This window comes from Amycolatopsis sp. NPDC051045, assembly GCF_040682955.1.
Lineage (GTDB): Bacteria > Actinomycetota > Actinomycetes > Mycobacteriales > Pseudonocardiaceae > Amycolatopsis.
Map to the genome: position 1 here is coordinate 67,946 of NZ_JBFBCC010000010.1, position 16,167 is coordinate 84,112.

Annotated in this window: 17 protein-coding genes and 1 tRNA gene; 3 read left to right on the forward strand and 15 right to left on the reverse strand. The window is 69.7% G+C overall.

Annotation, left to right across the window (positions count from 1 at the left end; all coding sequences use genetic code 11):
* The 8 genes from AB0M80_RS23990 to AB0M80_RS24025 form a co-directional block, all read right to left on the reverse strand.
* Positions 1-197 (reverse strand): hypothetical protein (locus AB0M80_RS23990; RefSeq protein WP_364568769.1); only part of this gene is annotated, 197 nt, incomplete at its 3' end.
* Between the two features lie 179 nt (positions 198-376).
* The gene (locus AB0M80_RS23995) at positions 377-1,786 is read right to left on the reverse strand and encodes a trypsin-like peptidase domain-containing protein (protein ID WP_364568772.1); all 1,410 of its coding nucleotides are present in this window, start codon (positions 1,784-1,786) and stop codon (positions 377-379) included.
* A 73-nt stretch (positions 1,787-1,859) separates the two neighbouring features.
* Positions 1,860-2,942 (reverse strand): galactose-1-phosphate uridylyltransferase, encoded by a 1,083-nt coding sequence (gene galT / locus AB0M80_RS24000; protein WP_364568774.1) that lies wholly within the window; start codon positions 2,940-2,942, stop codon positions 1,860-1,862.
* Positions 2,939-3,739: a DeoR/GlpR family DNA-binding transcription regulator gene (locus AB0M80_RS24005; RefSeq protein WP_364568777.1), complete on the reverse strand. Its 801-nt coding sequence runs from the start codon at positions 3,737-3,739 to the stop codon at positions 2,939-2,941. Before AB0M80_RS24005 ends, galT begins: the two co-directional genes overlap by 4 nt.
* Positions 3,740-3,938: 199 nt before the next feature.
* The gene (locus AB0M80_RS24010) at positions 3,939-5,348 is read right to left on the reverse strand and encodes a HAMP domain-containing sensor histidine kinase (protein ID WP_364568780.1); all 1,410 of its coding nucleotides are present in this window, start codon (positions 5,346-5,348) and stop codon (positions 3,939-3,941) included.
* Positions 5,345-6,037, reverse strand: coding sequence for a response regulator transcription factor (locus AB0M80_RS24015; protein WP_364568783.1), 693 nt, complete (start codon positions 6,035-6,037; stop codon positions 5,345-5,347). Before AB0M80_RS24015 ends, AB0M80_RS24010 begins: the two co-directional genes overlap by 4 nt.
* A 66-nt stretch (positions 6,038-6,103) precedes the next feature.
* Positions 6,104-6,712, reverse strand: coding sequence for a TRIC cation channel family protein (locus AB0M80_RS24020; RefSeq protein WP_364568786.1), 609 nt, complete (start codon positions 6,710-6,712; stop codon positions 6,104-6,106).
* A 3-nt stretch (positions 6,713-6,715) separates the two neighbouring features.
* Positions 6,716-7,369, reverse strand: coding sequence for a response regulator transcription factor (locus AB0M80_RS24025; protein WP_364568789.1), 654 nt, complete (start codon positions 7,367-7,369; stop codon positions 6,716-6,718).
* Between the two features lie 271 nt (positions 7,370-7,640).
* Here AB0M80_RS24025 and AB0M80_RS24030 point away from each other — a divergent pair.
* Positions 7,641-7,713, forward strand: a tRNA-Arg gene (locus tag AB0M80_RS24030).
* Positions 7,714-7,992: 279 nt separating this feature from the next.
* Here the strand turns inward: AB0M80_RS24030 and AB0M80_RS24035 are convergent.
* From AB0M80_RS24035 to AB0M80_RS24060, 6 genes are all read right to left on the reverse strand, one after another.
* Positions 7,993-8,778 carry a hypothetical protein gene (locus AB0M80_RS24035; protein WP_364568792.1) on the reverse strand — a complete coding sequence of 262 codons (786 nt, stop codon included), beginning with the start codon at positions 8,776-8,778 and terminating at the stop codon, positions 7,993-7,995.
* Positions 8,779-8,938: 160 nt separating this feature from the next.
* The gene (locus AB0M80_RS24040; RefSeq protein ID WP_364568795.1) at positions 8,939-9,391 is read right to left on the reverse strand and encodes a protein DA1; all 453 of its coding nucleotides are present in this window, start codon (positions 9,389-9,391) and stop codon (positions 8,939-8,941) included.
* Positions 9,392-9,657: 266 nt separating this feature from the next.
* Positions 9,658-10,722, reverse strand: a complete 1,065-nt coding sequence (locus AB0M80_RS24045; RefSeq protein ID WP_364568798.1) for a protein phosphatase 2C domain-containing protein — start codon at positions 10,720-10,722, stop codon at positions 9,658-9,660.
* A complete protein-coding gene (locus AB0M80_RS24050) occupies positions 10,722-11,456 on the reverse strand; it encodes a VWA domain-containing protein (protein ID WP_364568801.1) in 735 nt (244 codons plus the stop codon). Before AB0M80_RS24050 ends, AB0M80_RS24045 begins: the two co-directional genes overlap by 1 nt.
* Before the next feature lie 23 nt (positions 11,457-11,479).
* A complete protein-coding gene (locus AB0M80_RS24055) occupies positions 11,480-12,943 on the reverse strand; it encodes a DUF4407 domain-containing protein (protein ID WP_364568803.1) in 1,464 nt (487 codons plus the stop codon).
* Positions 12,940-14,352 carry a hypothetical protein gene (locus tag AB0M80_RS24060; RefSeq protein WP_364568805.1) on the reverse strand — a complete coding sequence of 471 codons (1,413 nt, stop codon included), beginning with the start codon at positions 14,350-14,352 and terminating at the stop codon, positions 12,940-12,942. Before AB0M80_RS24060 ends, AB0M80_RS24055 begins: the two co-directional genes overlap by 4 nt.
* 263 nt (positions 14,353-14,615) lie before the next feature.
* Here AB0M80_RS24060 and AB0M80_RS24065 point away from each other — a divergent pair, with 263 nt between their 5' ends.
* Entirely contained in the window at positions 14,616-15,107 is a 492-nt protein-coding gene (locus AB0M80_RS24065; protein WP_364568808.1) for a toll/interleukin-1 receptor domain-containing protein, read from the forward strand.
* Entirely contained in the window at positions 15,104-15,451 is a 348-nt protein-coding gene (locus tag AB0M80_RS24070) for a hypothetical protein (RefSeq protein ID WP_364568811.1), read from the forward strand. Before AB0M80_RS24065 ends, AB0M80_RS24070 begins: the two co-directional genes overlap by 4 nt.
* Positions 15,452-15,460: 9 nt before the next feature.
* On the opposite strand, the gene AB0M80_RS24075 is transcribed toward AB0M80_RS24070, so the two are convergent.
* On the reverse strand, positions 15,461-16,165 hold the full coding sequence (locus AB0M80_RS24075; RefSeq protein ID WP_364568814.1) for an SAVMC3_10250 family protein: 705 nt from the start codon (positions 16,163-16,165) through the stop codon (positions 15,461-15,463).
* Positions 16,166-16,167: the final 2 nt, after the last annotated feature.

Genomic DNA, 16,167 nt, shown 5'->3' on the forward strand with positions numbered 1-16,167 from the left:
GCAAGCACGCCAGCCGACCCGTCCGGCACGTCGACCGCCCCTGCAAGCACGCCAGCCGACCCGTCCGGCACGTCGACCGCCCCTGCAAGCACGCCAGCCGACCCGTCCGGCACGTCGACCGCCCCTGCAAGCACGCCGGCCGACGGTTCCGGCACGCCGACCGACCCGCCCGGCACGCCAACCACACCTGCAAGCACGCAAGCCGACCTCCCAGGCACGCCAGCCAACCCTCCCGGCACCTGACCCGGGGCATAAATGCGGCCACGCGCGACCGGCATGGAGTGCCCGGTCGCGCGTGGCCTTGTGGGTCCGGCCCCGAAAACGGGGGTCGAGCCGAAGTTGGTCTCGGCCGCACTACCGCGGCCGAGCGTCTGGATCAGTTGGGCTGGACGGGCTGCCCGCCGAGCGTCACCTCGGCTGTACGGCCATCGGCGAGCGTGAACGTCGCCTTCTCGTCCGGGGCCCGGGTGCGGACCGCCGCGACCAGCGTGTCGGCCGAGTCGATCGGGCGGTCGTCGATCTTGGTGACGACGTCGCCCGCCTTCAAGCCGGCCTTCTCCGCCGGGCTGCCGGCCTTGATGGCACCGAGCTCGGCGCCGCCCTGCGGGGCGTTCTTGACCTCCGCGCCGATGTAGGTCTGCACCGCCTGGCCGGTCTTGATGATCGTGTCCGCGGTGCGGCGGGCCTGGTCGATCGGGATGGCGAAGCCGATGCCGACGTTGCCGCCTTCGGAGCCGCCCTGGCCGCCGCTCGCCGACTGCGGGCTGTAGATCGCGGAGTTGATGCCGATGACCTGGCCGGACATGTTCGCCAGCGGCCCGCCCGAGTTGCCGGGGTTGATCGCCGCGTCGGTCTGGACCGCGTCCATCACCGTCGTCTGGTCGCCGCTGCTGCCGCCCGCGCGCACCGGCCGGTGCAGCGAGCTGACGATGCCCGAGGTGACCGTGCCGGCCAGCTCGAACGGCGAGCCGATGGCGACCACCGACTGGCCGACCCGCAGGTCGTCGGACCGGCCGAGCTCCACCGGGGTCAGGTTGGCGACGCCGTTGACCTTGACGACCGCGATGTCGGTCGTCGGGTCGCGGCCGACGACCGTGGCGGCGGCCTTCTTGCCGTCCTGGAACACCGCCTGGATCTGCCCGCCGTTCGCGGCGACCTCGACGACGTGGTTGTTGGTCAGGATGTAGCCGTCGGTGCTGATGACGAAGCCGGAGCCCTCGCCGGCCCCCTGCTGGCCGCTGACCTGCAGCTCGACGACGCTCGGCGACAGCTTCTGCGCGACGGCCTCGACCGAGCCGGCGGGCGCGTTGCCGGTCTGCTGGGCCGGCTTCGGCGCGTCGAGCGCGTTGCCGACCGAGCCGGACGTCCCGCCGGTGAGGTACCCGACCGTCCCGCCCGCGATGCCGCCGACCAGCAGCGCGATCAGCGCGACGCCGGCGAGCAGCTTCCCGCCGGACCGCTTGGGCTCCGGCGCGGGTGCGGGGTAGACGGACGTGCCGGGCTGCCCGTACGGGTTCGGCGGCGGGTAGACGCTCTGCTGGGGCTGGCCGGACGGCATCGGCGCGCCCTGGGCGGACCAGGGGTTCGCGGTCTGCGCGCCGTACGACGGATCGGCCCCGGTCACCGCGTGGTAGGACGGCTCGGAGTACTGCGGTGTACCGCCGGACTCGGGCTGGGCCTGCTCACCGTACGGGTTCCCCGCCCAACCGCCCTGAGCCGGCTGCTGGCCGGTCTCCGGGTGCCGCGGCGCCGCGGGGTCGTGCGTGCTGGGGTCGTTCTCGGTCATGTCATCACCTTGCGGGACGGTCCTGAGAGGTTGCTGAGCCGAACCTGTGCATCGGAGATGAGTATGGCCGGGTTCAGCCCGCCGCGCGGAGCCGTTCCGCGATCTGCTCCGGCGTCGCGTCGTTGATCCACACCGCCATGCCCGATTCGGACCCCGCCAGGTACTTCAGCTTGTCCTTCGCACGCAGCACGGAGAACAGCTCCAGGTGGAGCCAGCCGAGCTCACGGTCGCGGCGCACCGGCGCCTGGTGCCACGCGGCGATGTAGGGCAGCGGCCGGTCGTACAGCGCGTCGCAGCGGCGCAGCACGTCGAGGTAGACGTCGGCGAAGTCGTCGCGCTCGGCGTCGGTCAGCGCGGGGATGTCCGGAACCTGCCGGTGCGGCACGATCTGGACCTGGACCGGCCAGCGGGCGGCCGGCGGCACGTACGCCGTCCAGTGCTCGCCGGAGGTCACCACGCGCGCGCCGGACTTGAGTTCGGCCGCGAGCACGTCGCCGAGCACCGGGCGGCCGTGTTCGGCCTGGTAGGCGCGGGCGACTTCGAGCATCCGCTCGGTCTTCGGGGTGACGAACGGGTAGCCGTAGATCTGCCCGTGCGGGTGCGACAGCGTGACGCCGATTTCCTCGCCGCGGTTCTCGAACGGGAAGACCTGCTCCACACCGGGCACCGCGGACAGCCCGGCCGTCCGGTCCGCCCACGCGTCCACCACGGCCCGCACCTGCTTCGGACTCAACTGCGCGAAGGAACCGTCGTGGTTGCTGGTGAAGCAGACGACCTCGCAGCGGCCGCGGCCGGGCCGCACCGGCACCAGCCCGAGACCATCCACAGTGGATGGCTCACCGACGACGTCCTCGGCGAAGGACGGGAACCGGTTCTCGAAGACGACGACGTCGTAGTCGCTTTCGGGGATCTCGCTCGGCTTGCCGGGCTTGCTCGGGCACAGCGGGCAGAGGTCCGCGGGCGGCTTGTAGGTCCGAGTCTGCCGGTGGGCGGCCATCGCCACCCACTCGCCGGTCAGCGGGTCCAGCCGGATCTCCGACGCGGCCGAAACCGGCGGCAGGTCGCGGGTGTCCTCGGCGACGCGGTCGGGCGCACCGGGCTGGTCGAAGTAGATGATCTCCCGGCCGTCGGCCAGGTGTCGTACAGTTCGCTTCACGCTTCTTCGGCCTCGACCGTCTCCGCCGTTTCGGCGATCATCAGTTCTCCTGCCCTTTCGGCGAGTATTTCCTTGGCCTCGTGGGAAATCCCGTCGTCGGTGACGACGACGTCGGCCTCGTCCAGGTCGGCGATCGTGGAGATCCCGACGGTGCCCCACTTGGTGTGGTCGGCGAGCACGACGAGCTTGCGCCCGGCCTCGACCAGCGCGCGGTCGGTCTCGCTCTCGGTGAGGTTCGGCGTCGTGAACCCCGGCCCGTCGGCCATCCCGTGCACCCCGAGGAAGACGACGTCGAGGTGCAGCGACCGCAGGCTGTGCACGGCGACCGGCCCGACCAGCGCGTCCGACGGCGTCCGGACTCCACCGGTGAGCACGACCGTGCGGTCCGGCTGCGTCGACCCGCGGAGCACGTCGGCGACCTGGATCGAGTTGGTCACGATGGTGAGCCCGGGGATGGCGTCGAGGGCCCGCGCCAGCGTCCACGTGGTGGTGCCGGCGGAGATGCCGATCGCGGTGCCGGGCCGGACCAGGGTCGCGGCGAGCTCGGCGATGGCTTCCTTCTGCGCCCGCTGGCGCACGGACTTGGCCTCGAACCCGGGTTCGTCGGTGCTCTTGCCGACGATCGAAGTGGCGCCGCCGTACACCTTCTCGACGAGTCCTCGCCCGGCGAGGACGTCGAGGTCGCGGCGCACCGTCATGTCGGACACGCCCAGCCTGGTCACGAGGTCACTGACCCGGACCGCACCGGTCCGGCGTGCCTCTTCCAGGATCACCGCCTGTCGCTGCCGCGCCAGCACCGTTCAACTCCGTCCCGTCTGCCCCAAGCACACAAAATCCTACATGATTCAACACAGAATCCGCTGGGTCGACGAGGGTGAAATAGGAAACAGCAGGTCACGGTCGAACTGCGTCCAGGGCACCACCTTCCAGGCGAACAAGACCACCACCGGCCCAGTGAATGCAACCCGGCCGCGGTGCTGTCGCCGGGTGCCTGAATCAGCCGGGAGCGCCCGGCAACCGGATCGTCATCAAGGCGCCTCCCTCGGGCGCCTGCGAGGCGTACACGGCTCCACCATGCCGCTCGGCCGCATGCTTCACGATCGCCAGCCCCAAGCCCGAGCCGGGCAGCGTCCGGGCCTCCGAAGAGCGGTAGAAGCGGTCGAAGACCTTGGGCAGGTCCTCTTCGGCGATGCCCGGCCCGGCGTCCGCGACCTCGACGACGGCGGTGCCGTCGCCGAGCGGGTACAGCCGCACCCAGACCGTCGCATCGGGCGGCGAGAACTTCACCGCGTTGTCGAGCAGGTTCAGCACCGCGCGCTCGAGCGCGCTGTTGTCGCCGGTGAGCACCCACGGCTGCAGCGAGACGTCGAAGTTGATGTCGCCCGCGCGCCGCCGCGCCCGGTCGAGCGCCCGCTCGACGACCTCCAGCAGCTCGACGCGTTCGAAGCGCTCCTGCGGTTCGTCCTGGCGCGCGAGCTCGACCAGGTCGCCGATGAGCTGCGTCAGCTCGTCGAGCTGGCCGCTGATGTCCGCGACGATGTCGATCCGGTCCTCGTCCGGCAGCGGCGGCGCGCCGGGCTTGCTCGCGGCGAGCAGCAGCTCGAGGTTGGTGCGCAGCGACGTCAGCGGTGTCCGCAGCTCGTGCCCGGCGTCCGCGACCAGCTGGCGCTGGCGTTCCTGCGAGTCCGCGACCGTGCCGAGCATGGTGTTGAAGGTCTGGGTGAGGCGCGCCAGCTCGTCGTCGCCGCTGACCGGGATGGGCCGCAGGTCGCCGGTCTTGGCGACGCGCTCGGCGGCCGACGTCAGCCGGTCGACCGGGCGCAGGCCGGTGCGCGCGACCGCGGTGCCCGCCGCGGCGGCGACCAGGATGCCGGCGCCGCCGATCAGGAAGAGCACCAGCGCGAGCTCGTTCAGCGTGCGCTTGGTCGGCCCCATCGACTGCGCCAGCACGATCGCCTCGCCGTGCCCGGTCGGCAGCGCGACCACGCGGCTGTCGGAGCGGAAGTCCGTCCGCAGCGACTCCGCCGAATCGCCGTTCGCCACGGCCAGCTCGTCCTGCCCGAACGGCGGGGCCGAACTCGACAGCGGGTAGGTCATCACGGCGTGCTGGACGTCGGGCGCCGCGTTGAGCTGGCCGATCTGCAGGTCGGCACTGGCCAGGAAGGCGCCGGGGACCTGCCGCAGCTCGGTCTGCACCTGCGGCGAGTCGGCCGCCGCCTGCGCGCGCGCCATCAGGCTGTCGTCGAGCTGCTGGTAGAGGTTGCTGCGCACGACGATGTACGCGCCGATCGACACCAGCGCGACGGCACCGGCGACACAGGCGGCGGCGAGCAGCGTCACCCGGCCGCGCAGCGAGAACCGGCGGGCTCCCCAGCGCGTGCCGCGGGGATCGCCGGGCTCGGTCACGGCGGGGTTTCCCTCAGGACGTACCCCACTCCCCGCACCGTGTGGATCAGCCTGGGCTCCCCCTCGGCCTCCGTCTTGCGGCGCAAGTAGCCGACGTAGACCTCCAGCGCGTTGCCCGACGTCGGGAAGTCGTAACCCCATACTTCCTCCAGGATCCGGCCACGCGTGAGGACGTGCTTCGGGTAGGAAAGGAACAGCTCGAGCAGGGCGAATTCGGTCCGGGTCAGGCTGATCTCGCGGTCACCGCGGCGGACCTCCCGCGTGCCGGGGTCGAGGGTCAGGTCCGCGAAGGACAGGACCTCCGAGGCCTGGCCGTTCGGACCCTCCGGGATGGCGCGGCGCAGCAGTGCCCGCAGCCGGGCGAGCAGTTCCTCGAGCGCGAAGGGCTTCGGCAGGTAGTCGTCGGCGCCGGCGTCCAGCCCGGACACCCGGTCGGAGACGGTGTCACGGGCGGTGAGCACGAGGATCGGCAGGTCGTCGCCGGTGCTGCGCAGCCGGCGGGCGACCTCCAGGCCGTCGAGCCGCGGCATCATGACGTCCAGGACCATCGCGTCCGGCCGGTCGGCGATGATGGCTTCGAGCGCCTGCGCACCGTCGGTGGCCAGCTGGACCTGGTAGCCGTTGAACTCCAGGGACCGCCGGAGCGACTCACGGACGGCGCGGTCGTCGTCCACCACAAGGATGCGCATGGCGATAGTTTTACTCAGCGTGCTGAGACCCGCCTAAGAACACACACAGAACTAACAAAGGATTTCTCACTCCGGACCGCGCGCCACCGGGGCGTTCCAGTGCCGCCAAAGCCCGACCATCCTGACGGTGACCACGACGGCGGCCGCGATCACGGTCACCGGCCCTTGCGGAAGTTGCGCTGAGTGACCGACGGCGACGAGCGCCGAGCCGGCCAGCGCGGCCACGGCGTAGATCTCCTTCCGCAGGACGAGCGGTATTTCCCGGAGCAGCAGATCGCGCACGGCGCCGCCGCCGATGCCGGTCGTCATCCCGATCAGACACGCGGCGTAGACGGTGGCGCCGGCGTTGAGCGCGATGGTCGTCCCGGCGGTGGCGAAGACGCCGAGCCCGAGCGCGTCGGCGAGCAGCACGCCCCGCCGCAGCCGCGCAACCTGCGGGTGGAAGACGAACACGAAGAGGGCGGTCACGGCACAGACGGCGAGGTAGGACCAGTTCCGCAGCGTCGTGGGCGGGTGGATGCCGAGCAGGACGTCCCGGATGACACCCCCGCCGAGCGCGGTGGTGAGCCCGACGACGACAACCCCGAAGACGTCGAGCCGCGCCCGCACGGCGGCAAGCGCCCCGGACGCGGCGAAGGCGACGAGCCCGACGAACTCCAGCGCCGTGAGCAGCATGCGCTACTGGTCGAGCAGCCCACCGCGGTAGGCCAGCAGCGCGGCCTGCACCCGGTTCGCCGCCCCGATCTTGGAGAGCACGGCGGAGACGTACCCCTTGACGGTGGCTTCGGAGAGGTGCAACCGCCCCCCGATCTCGGCGTTGCTCAGCCCTTGGCCGATCAGCGCGACGACTTCACGTTCCCGTTCGGACAGCGAGGCAAGGAGCTTGCGGGCGGGCTGAGCAGCGCGTTGTTCGTCCCGGTGGGTCTGAACCATCCGCGCGGCGACGCCCGGGTCCAGCACCGCGCCCCCGCGCGCGAGGTCCCGGACCGCCCTGAGCAGGGCGGCGGGGTCGATGTCCTTGAGGAGGAAGCCGTTGGCGCCGAGCCGGAGGGCGAGGCTGACGTATTCGTCGATGTCGAAGGTGGTCAGCATGGCCACGGTGGGCGGATCGGGAAGGGCGAGGATGGCCCTGAGCGCCCGGATGCCGTCATCCGGAGCGCGCATCTTGATGTCGAGAAGGGCCACGTCAGGGTGATAGCGGCGGGCGACCTCGACCGCGGATCTGCCGTCGGAGGCTTCGCCCACGATCTCGATGTCCTGGGCCCCGGACATCATCGCGCGCAGCCCCGAGCGCACCAGTTCCTCGTCGTCGGCGAACATGAGCTTGATCAACGAAGCCCTCCGCAACAGCCGGTGGGAGCGGCTCCCCGCGTCCCGTTAACGAAGGTTACCTACTGTTGTTCAGCAGTTCGAAACCAGACACGACCAGGTGACGCGCTGGTCCGTCCAGGTCAGGTGCGGTCGACCTTGCGCGTGGGTGTATCCACGATGCGGGAAGCCCCCGAGAACCACTCACCTGGGTGACGACGAGAGTCGGGTTGCTCCATCCGTGCCCCTGTGCTCCTCGCGGCCCCCGTCCGCTAGTCTGGGCTTGGCAGTACATGCCCTCGTAGCTCAGGGGATAGAGCACCGCTCTCCTAAAGCGGGTGTCGCAGGTTCGAATCCTGCCGGGGGCACCTCAACGAGTCGCACTCGGATGCTTCGGTCACCCTCCGCCGGCTGGAGATCGTCTTCCACGGAATCCACCGTAACGAGGGTGGTCAAATGCCGGCTCGGTTGAAGCGTTCGATGAGTGTGGGTTTGCGCGTGTATGTTTGCCGCAGTGTGTTGGTACGCAAGGCGAACCTGTCATAAATGTCCTCGCGTTCGGCGAGCGCTTGGAGATCGGTGAGCAGCGGACGGCGGCGGCGTCCGCTGGTTTCGGGTTGCAATCAGGGCAGACGCACGCTGGACGGTCAGGCGATGCTCGCCGCGGCCCGTCGGCGCGCCGCGGCGTCGAGCAGGTCGGCCACGGTCCGGCGGGCTGGGGAGGGACTGACCGGAGATGTGTCACCGCGGTAGCGGCCTAGCAGCTCCATCCGCACCCGCGCGCCCTCTCCCAGCAAGACCCGCACGAGGAGTCGGCCCTTTTCGGCGGCCGGCAGGTGGGACACCCAAGCGGCGAGGTCATCGGGATCGTCAGCGGTGTCCTCCAGCGGCGGAGACGCCTGGGCCGCGATGGCGAGGAGGTCGTCGCCGAGGCGGAGGAAGTCAGCCAGTGCTCGCTGCCCGGCAGTGAGCGTGCCCAACCCAGGCGGAACCGGCGGTTCGAGATCGTTGTCGGCTTCGCGGTCGAAAGCGTCCTCGTCGCGCTCCCAAGCGCCGTAAGCCGCCAGCCAGGCGAGGTAAAGCGGCCGGAGGTCACCGGCGGCGAGTTCGGCGCGCACTCCGACGATCGCCGACAGCAAGTCCTCGGGGTCGTCGTCGAACTCGCCGCCGTCGTCCTCGCTGGTGAGGTCGAGCACGACGAACTCGCCCGTGGCGCACGCGCTCGCCCCGTCGCCGGCGCAGTACCGCTCGACGACATCCGGATCGAGCACAGCACACGGCAGGCGGAACATCACGCGATGGGTGCCCCAGTTCGCGGCATACAGGTGCGCGTCGTAATAGCGCTCCATCAACCGGCTAGGATCACCTTTGAATTCGCCCCAGTGGTACTCGTTCACAAAGCTGGTGGCGCTGATCCTCGCCCGGGTGGACAAGAACCTGACCTCAGCTTATTCGCCATCGTCCAGCGGCCGATCGATCGCCAGGAACTCGTAATACTGGTACTCGCTCACGGCCCATCCAGTTCGTCAACGCCAGTAATGCCGTCACCTCGTGTCACGAAGTGGCAGCGTAGTCCCGGCCTCGCTGACCGGTTCACGGCAACCTTCCCGACCGGCAAAGTTCCTGCAACACCGCGCGAATGCCCGAACGCTCCACCGCGGCCCGCACCAGTCGGTAGCCCGTGCCGTAGACGTTGTCGGGATTGGCTGCCATCGCTTCGCGCAGTGCCGCCGGCAGCCTTCCGGGCTGGCGTTTCAACCACGCCGAGGCGAAGACCTCGCACACACCTTCGAGCAGCACCGGGCCGGTGATCGGGGCGCCTCGCTGGATCAGCCACGCGTGTCCGATCTCGTGGGCGACCGTGGCTCCGAAATGGACACTCGTGAGGCCGCGCACCACCTCGATACCCGCGACCGTCCGGGACTGCTCGCACTCCTGGGTCAGCCCCGTGGCCGCGGTGCCGTCCGGCAGGTGGATGGCTTCGACGAGCCGCACCCGGACGCGCTGGTCCAATTCGATTCCGAGCGCCGTCAGCTGCTCGCGCACCCGCGGTATGTACCTGCGGGCCCGCTCCTGGGTGTCGACCGCGTCGGCCGCGCAGGTGGGACAGCGCACCCCGGAACCGGAGAACCGGCTCCAGCCGGGGCCCGGCGGCTTCGGCCGCGTGCACAGGCCGCAGCGCTCAGCCACGCCGTGGCCGGCGCAGGTGAGCTCTCCGTGCATCGAGATTTCGTACGAGGCGACCGGGGGACGGCCACACCAGACGCAGGTCTCCGGCTTCATCGGTTCGAGCCCGGGGTGAGCCTGCTCCGTCACCGCGGGAGCGGCCAAACCGCCACGACCGTCCGGTCGTCGTCGTAACTGCGCTTGTGGAACCCGACCTGCGCCGCGAACGCCAGATCGTCCGGCGGATTTCGCCACGACTGCGCGAGAAACCTGCCGACCTCGCCCGTTCCGTTGTGCAGCGGGTCGCCGACGCCGTCGCTCATCAGCACCAGCACCTCGCCGGGCGCCACCTGCGCATGACGCCGGACGACCGGCTGGGCGGGCACCAGCGGAAGCGCACCCACCGCGGAACTGTGCACGTCGGCGTCGGCGTTCTTCACGTCGGCCATCGGTATCCAGCCGTGCTCGGCCAGCACCCAGGCCGAGCTGTCGCCCACAGACCCGACGTGCACATCCGCTACCTCGTCGGCGAGTCCCACCACCGCGTAGACAGCCGTGGTGGACATCCACTCGGCCACCTCGGACACCTCCATCTCGGAGCCGCCGGGCAACCGCTTGCGCGCGAACGCCACGATGTGCCCCGCGACTTCGCGCACGAGCCGATCCCAGCCGAGCTCGGCAGGCTCGGTGTGCGCAAGGGCGTTCACGAGCAGAGTCACCCCGGTCCGGGCGGCCACCTCGGCGGCGTAGTGCGACCAAGAGCCCGAAGACAACCCGTCGGCGACGCACAGCACCAGGTAGCGCCCGTCGGGCGTGAGCTGGTAGGCGTACTCGTCTTGACGGGTCCGGCCGTAGGCCCGGTGCGAAAGCCCGCGCAGGCTGGCCGCGCGCAACTCGGCCAGCGGCGGCCCGCCCTCCGGACGCACCGCGAACCCGTCGACGACGGAGTCGCGGCGATGCCAGTTCTCCGGGTCCGGCACCGAGACGACCTCCGTGGCCGCACGTCCGGGTTCCCCCACCGAGTACGGCAGGTATTGCCCCGTCCACGCGGGCGGCTCGCTTTCGACGTGCTCGGCACGGTGCCGGCCCGGAACGTTCGGGATGTCGACCGGAACCTCCGCGGGCAGGGGGAAGACGTCGGTCGGCACGCCATCGACGTCCGGGTAGCCGGCGACAGGCAGTTCTTCCCAGTTCGATTGCACAGTCGACATCACACGAAGTCGTCGTCGGCGGTGTAGGAGGCGAGTCCCGGGGGCAGGTCCTCGTCGGGCGGCAGGATGATCCCCGAATCGCCCTGGGCCATGCTTTCGCCCGAGGCGAGCACGCTGGAGATGAGCACCTCCGCCATCGCCGCGATCGCCGCTCCCGGATCACCGTCCTCGTGCAGGAACATGCGCATGGGCTTGTTCCCGGTCGTCGGGTGGATGAGCTCCTTCAACGTTCTCGGATCGGCGGCGTCCACGCCGAAGGGGACGAAGTTCGGGTACATCGAGAAGCCGGCGAGCGTGCCCTTGTCGTACTTGGTCAGGTCTGTGAAGGCGGACTTCCACTGGTTTTCCTGGTCGGTGGGCTCGCCGTCGCTGATGAAGAACACGGCGGGCCGGTGCACCGCGTACCCGTCTGCCTTGAGCTGCTTGACGTCGATCTCGATCTGGGTGCGCAGCAGCCGGAACGCAGCGGCGTACGAGGTGGCGCCGCGAGGCGTGAGAGCGGGCAGCAGTATGCCGTTCTCGAGCACGTCGCACAACGGAAGCAGCACCTTGGCGTCATCGGCGAAATCGATCACGGAGAATCGCACTTTGTCCGAGAGGATGGGTGCATCGGCGACGGCTTGCTGGACTCGTGGCATGATCTTGTTGGCCGTGGCCATCTTCTGGCCGTCCATCGACCACGAAGCGTCGATCACCAGGTAGAACGGGAGAAGCTTGCCCTTCTCGTTTTCCATCGTCGTCCTTTCCGATCAAGGGTTCACGGTTGCGAGTTGTGCGAGACGGGACTCGACCCGTTCGCCGGTGGGTAGACGGGCAACGGCATCGTCACGTCCGACGGACCCGGCATCGACGGGGTGAAGGCCGGCAAGGTGACGGACGCGGCGGGGGCGGGCTGACGACCGGGGCGGACGTGCGGCCCGACGTGGTCGCGGTACCACTCGTCGAGCTGCTCGTCGGCGCGCAGCTTCGCCACCTCCGCCCAGGTGCGGACGGCGTCCATGGCGATCCGCGACTGCTGGTCGACGAGCTCGTCGATGGTGGCCTGCGCGGTCCGCAGCTGAGCGTCGGACTTCCGCTTCGCCAGCTGCACGGAGGCATCCGCCTCGTTTTCGGCGGCCCGCCGCCGGGCCTCGGACCGCACCTGGTCCCGGTGATCGTCGGCGCTGTCGATGCGGGCCAGCATGCTGTCGTAGAGCGTCGGCTTCCCGAACATCATCAGCAGCTTCGTGAGCACCGGCAGGACTTCGATCAAAAAGAACAACGCGGTGAGCGCGAGCCGCGCGGTCGTCGCCGACGGATGACCGTCGGTGATCCGGTCCAACGCTTCCAGACGGGCGAGCAGTCCCTTGTTCAGCTCCTGGGCGTCCAGCGCCTCCTTCTCCGCCTTGCGCTTGCGTTCCTGGGCACTGGCCAGGTCGGCCTGCACCGCACCGATTTTCTTCTTCGCCTCTTCGGCAGCGGTCGACGAACCGTTCCGGATGCGGGTGGCGACTTCGGTGATCTTGTTGTCGAGCTTGCCCTTGGCGTCGTCACGCGCCTGGAGAGCCCGATCGGCGGCGGCCCGCTTGGCGCGGTAGGAATCCCCCTCGCCCGGTCGTTTCGTCCCGCAGGTACCGTCGAGCTCGCACTGCGCTTCGCGGTCGGCTTGCAGGTAGGTCTCCTGCGCCTTGTCGTAGGCGGCTTGCGCGGTTTTGACGTCCGGATCGGCCGAGACCGTGGCACCGTTGCGCCCCTCGATGGCGTCCCGCAGGCCGCGTTCCTGCTTCTCGAGGTCGTCGACCTGCCGGTAGGCGTCCTTCATCTTGACCTGCACCGTGGCGGCGGCCTCGATACGCATGGTCTCCAGCTCGGCGTTGATCTCCGGTTGGAAGATCCGCAGCACCAGCGGGGTGGCGACCACCGCACCGATGACCACCGCCATCGCCATGCGCGGGACGGCGACGGCGAACGCCCGCCACCCCGACGCGGCGTTCAGCGTGACGACGAGCAACCGGTCCAGGTTCAGCACGATCACGAACCACGCCAGCGCACTCGGCACGGCGACCCACCACGGCAGGTCCAGGGTGCTGGACAGCGTGAAGAACGCCGCCACCCCGGCCAGGCTCGCGGTGCTCAGCAGGACACCGCCCATGACGGCGTGCTTGGTGAGATCGCCAGGGGCTTTCTTCAGGATTTCCGGTCGGGCGCCCGCCAGTGCGGCCAGCGCTAGACGCAGTCTCATGTCGTTTCCTCAGAGTCGGTGAGCAGCTCTTCGACGAGCGAAGGGCCACCGAGAAGCAGATCGTTCAGATCGAGGGGAAAGCCGGCGACCTCGAAGTCCGGCCAGTCGAAGCGGCTGCCGGGCTCGGTCGTCGAACCGAGCAGCGGAGAAAACCGCTCTGGGAGCACGACGTCCGGCAGCTGTGGCAGGGCCGGCCGCGGCAGCGTGTCCACGAGCGCGGCCACCCGCGGCAGTTCCGGCATCGCGATCGGGGTGCCGAGCACGTTCGGCGGCGGGATGACGGCCACCGGGTCCAGGACCCGCGTGTCGACCCCCATCGGATTGACCGCTGTCACGGTCACGTGGGTGGTGCGGTCGAGCCGGAGCGGCACGACCCCACCACCCTGACGGGCGTCGATCGAGGTGGTCCGGCCGCCGGCGACGATGTCGAGGGTGACCGCGTCGGTCGCTTGCCAGTGCAGCCCGACTGTCAGCCCCTCGGCCACGAAAGAGCGATCGACATAGGCCTGTGTCAGCGTCGGCGGGTCGAGGACGTCACCGAGCAGGAGGCTGAAGTACCGCCACCATTCGTACGGAGACGGACGCTGCCGCGGATCCGCGCCCTTGGCAATCGCCCTGGTGAGCAGATCCACCCCCTCCCCGTCGAGCACGCCGGCGATGGCGACGGGATCGGTCGCGATGGACGCCCTGGCACCCGGCAGCAGGGATCGGCGCACGAACAACCCCAGCTTGTACCGATCGGTGAGCCGGTTGAGGGAGCCGCCTTCCGGCGGGCGCCAATCGTCGACGTTGAGCTGGACATTGCTGGCGCCTTGGCTCATCAGCCGCACACCGTCGCAGTCGATGAACATCACCGAAGGCGTGCCGTCGAGCCGGTAGAGCTCGTTCTTCGGGTTGATGTCGCCGAATACCGCGTTCACACGCTCGTGGTAGAACTCGAGCATTCCGGCGAAGTCTCGGCAGATCGTCAGCCGCTGTTCCCAGGTGGGCACCCGCCGTCCGACGAGAGGACCGCCGAGCCGATCGGGATCGACGAACAGGAACTGCACTTCGCAAGGCTTCCACTTCGTGGCCCCGGTATAACAATCTTTGACTTGTTCTCCGAATTCCGCCGGTATTCGGCGCATCAACACCCCACACGGAACACCCGCGCGCTCCACCACCCGAAGGGGCCAGGTGGTGTACGCGTCGAGCCGGGCACGGTCCACGGCGGACAGCTTGTCACGCTGCAGGACGATCTTGCGCAGCTCGTCACCGGAATTCGGCGGCTTCTTGTACTCCTTGAAAACCAGTGGTCCCGGCACATCGGGCAGGTGCACGTCCGGCGCTTCGAACACCACCGCCTGGCCGCCACGGCCGAGCTGGTCGCCCAGCTTGCCGAGATCGGCGCCCTCGATGGTCAGCGTCACCCCAGCCCCCTTCCCTTCGGTTACCGGCCGCCCGCCCGGCCACGGGTGAGTTATCGGGCTGACCGGCCGGTCGTTACGACAACCCGGCTAACAAATCAGCGACCCGGGCCGGATACCCTGAAATTCGCGGATCTGTCCAGAAGTTGTCCACTTCGGACGAAGTGCGCACCGGCGCGATTCGTGGAAAGCCGCCTTGTAACATATGGCCGACCGGTTCCGACGACCCGCCCGAACGAGCTCGCCGAGCGCAGGAGGGGCGTACCGTGCCAAAACTGTTCATCAGCCACCGGATCGGCGACAACGTCCCGGTCGCCACCGCGATCGGGAATCGGCTCGCCCGGCATTTCGGCAGCGAGAACGTGTTCCGCGACAGCGAGTCCGTGCGGCGGAGCGATGTCGTGCTGGCGTTGATCGGTCCGCGGTGGCTCGACGACCCCGGCGACCGGGTCCGCGCCGAGCTGCGGACGGCGTTCGAACACCGGATCCCCGTCGTGCCTGTCCTCCTCGACAGCACCTCGCAGCCCCGTCCCGAGGACCTCCCGCCGGTACTCGCGCCACGGCACGTGCGGCACCACAGCTTCGAGTCCGACGTGTGCGAGCTGATCGAAGGACTGCCTGGCACGGCACCTTCCCCGGCGCCCCAGCCGGGCCGGAACGTCCAGCACATCACCGCGGACCGGAGCACCGTCTTCGTGAACCAAGGGCACCAGGTGAACAGCATCTCGTCGCCCAGCGACGACCGGAGGTCGCGATGAACACCCCGCACCCCCGCCCGCGGGCCGGCCCGCGGAACAACCAGCAGAACACCTTCGGCCCCGGCGCCACGGGCTATGTCAACCAGAACGGCCCGCAGATCAACACCACGAACAACACCACCAACGTCTACCCGTACCCGCCGGTGCCGGCCCGGCGGCCCCGTCCCTGGATCGGCTGGTCGGTGCTGAGCTTCGTCGTCCTCGACATCGCGTTCTTCTTCTACGGCGCGGCCGCTTACACCGGGCGCTACGGCGACAGCGGCGATCTGTGGCGTGCCGGGATCTCCCTGTTCCTCATGGCCACCACCGGCAGCCTGATCCGCAAGTGGTTCCGCAGCCGGTGACCGGCGTGCTCACGGGCGCGCGTGGCGGACGAACAACGGCGACGCGACCACCACGTCGAACGGAAGCCCGGCCGGCCGGACGACAGCGCTGACGCGGGCGCAGCCGGCCAGGTACGGCGCCGCGTCGAAGTACGAGTCGGTGCACGCGGCCCGGCGGAACACGGCTTCGACCTGATCCGCCAGCTCGGCCGGCCGGGGCGCCGGTGCATGTCGCCGGCCGAGACGTGCCCAGATCGCGCGCTCGTCGCCCGGCAGCACGGACTTCGCGACCGCCGAGTGCAGCACGGACGGCACGTCGTCGATGTGCGAGTACGAACCGTTCGGCTGACCGGCCGCCGTCCTGCCCACCAGGTGGTTCGCGGAACCGTGCAGCATGATGCGCGTCGAAGTCTTGTCCCTGCTGCCGGCCTCGCAGAACAACGCGGCGCCTTCGGGCAACGACTGGTAACCGATCCGCCCTTCGAAGAAGACCCAGGTGCCCGGGATCAGCCCGTCCTGCCGGTACCACTGAGCGTCTTCGCCGAGGTGGTCGATCAGCTTCCGGACCTCGGCGTCCGCGACATCGGCGACGTCGATCTCGACCGACGTCTCGAGGGACGCGACCCGCGCCTTGCCCGCGAACTTCCGGACCCGGAGCCTCGACCACCACGACGGCTCGCTGGGCACGAACTGCCGCAGTTTGGCGTCCGACAGGTACACGTACTCGTGGAACATCG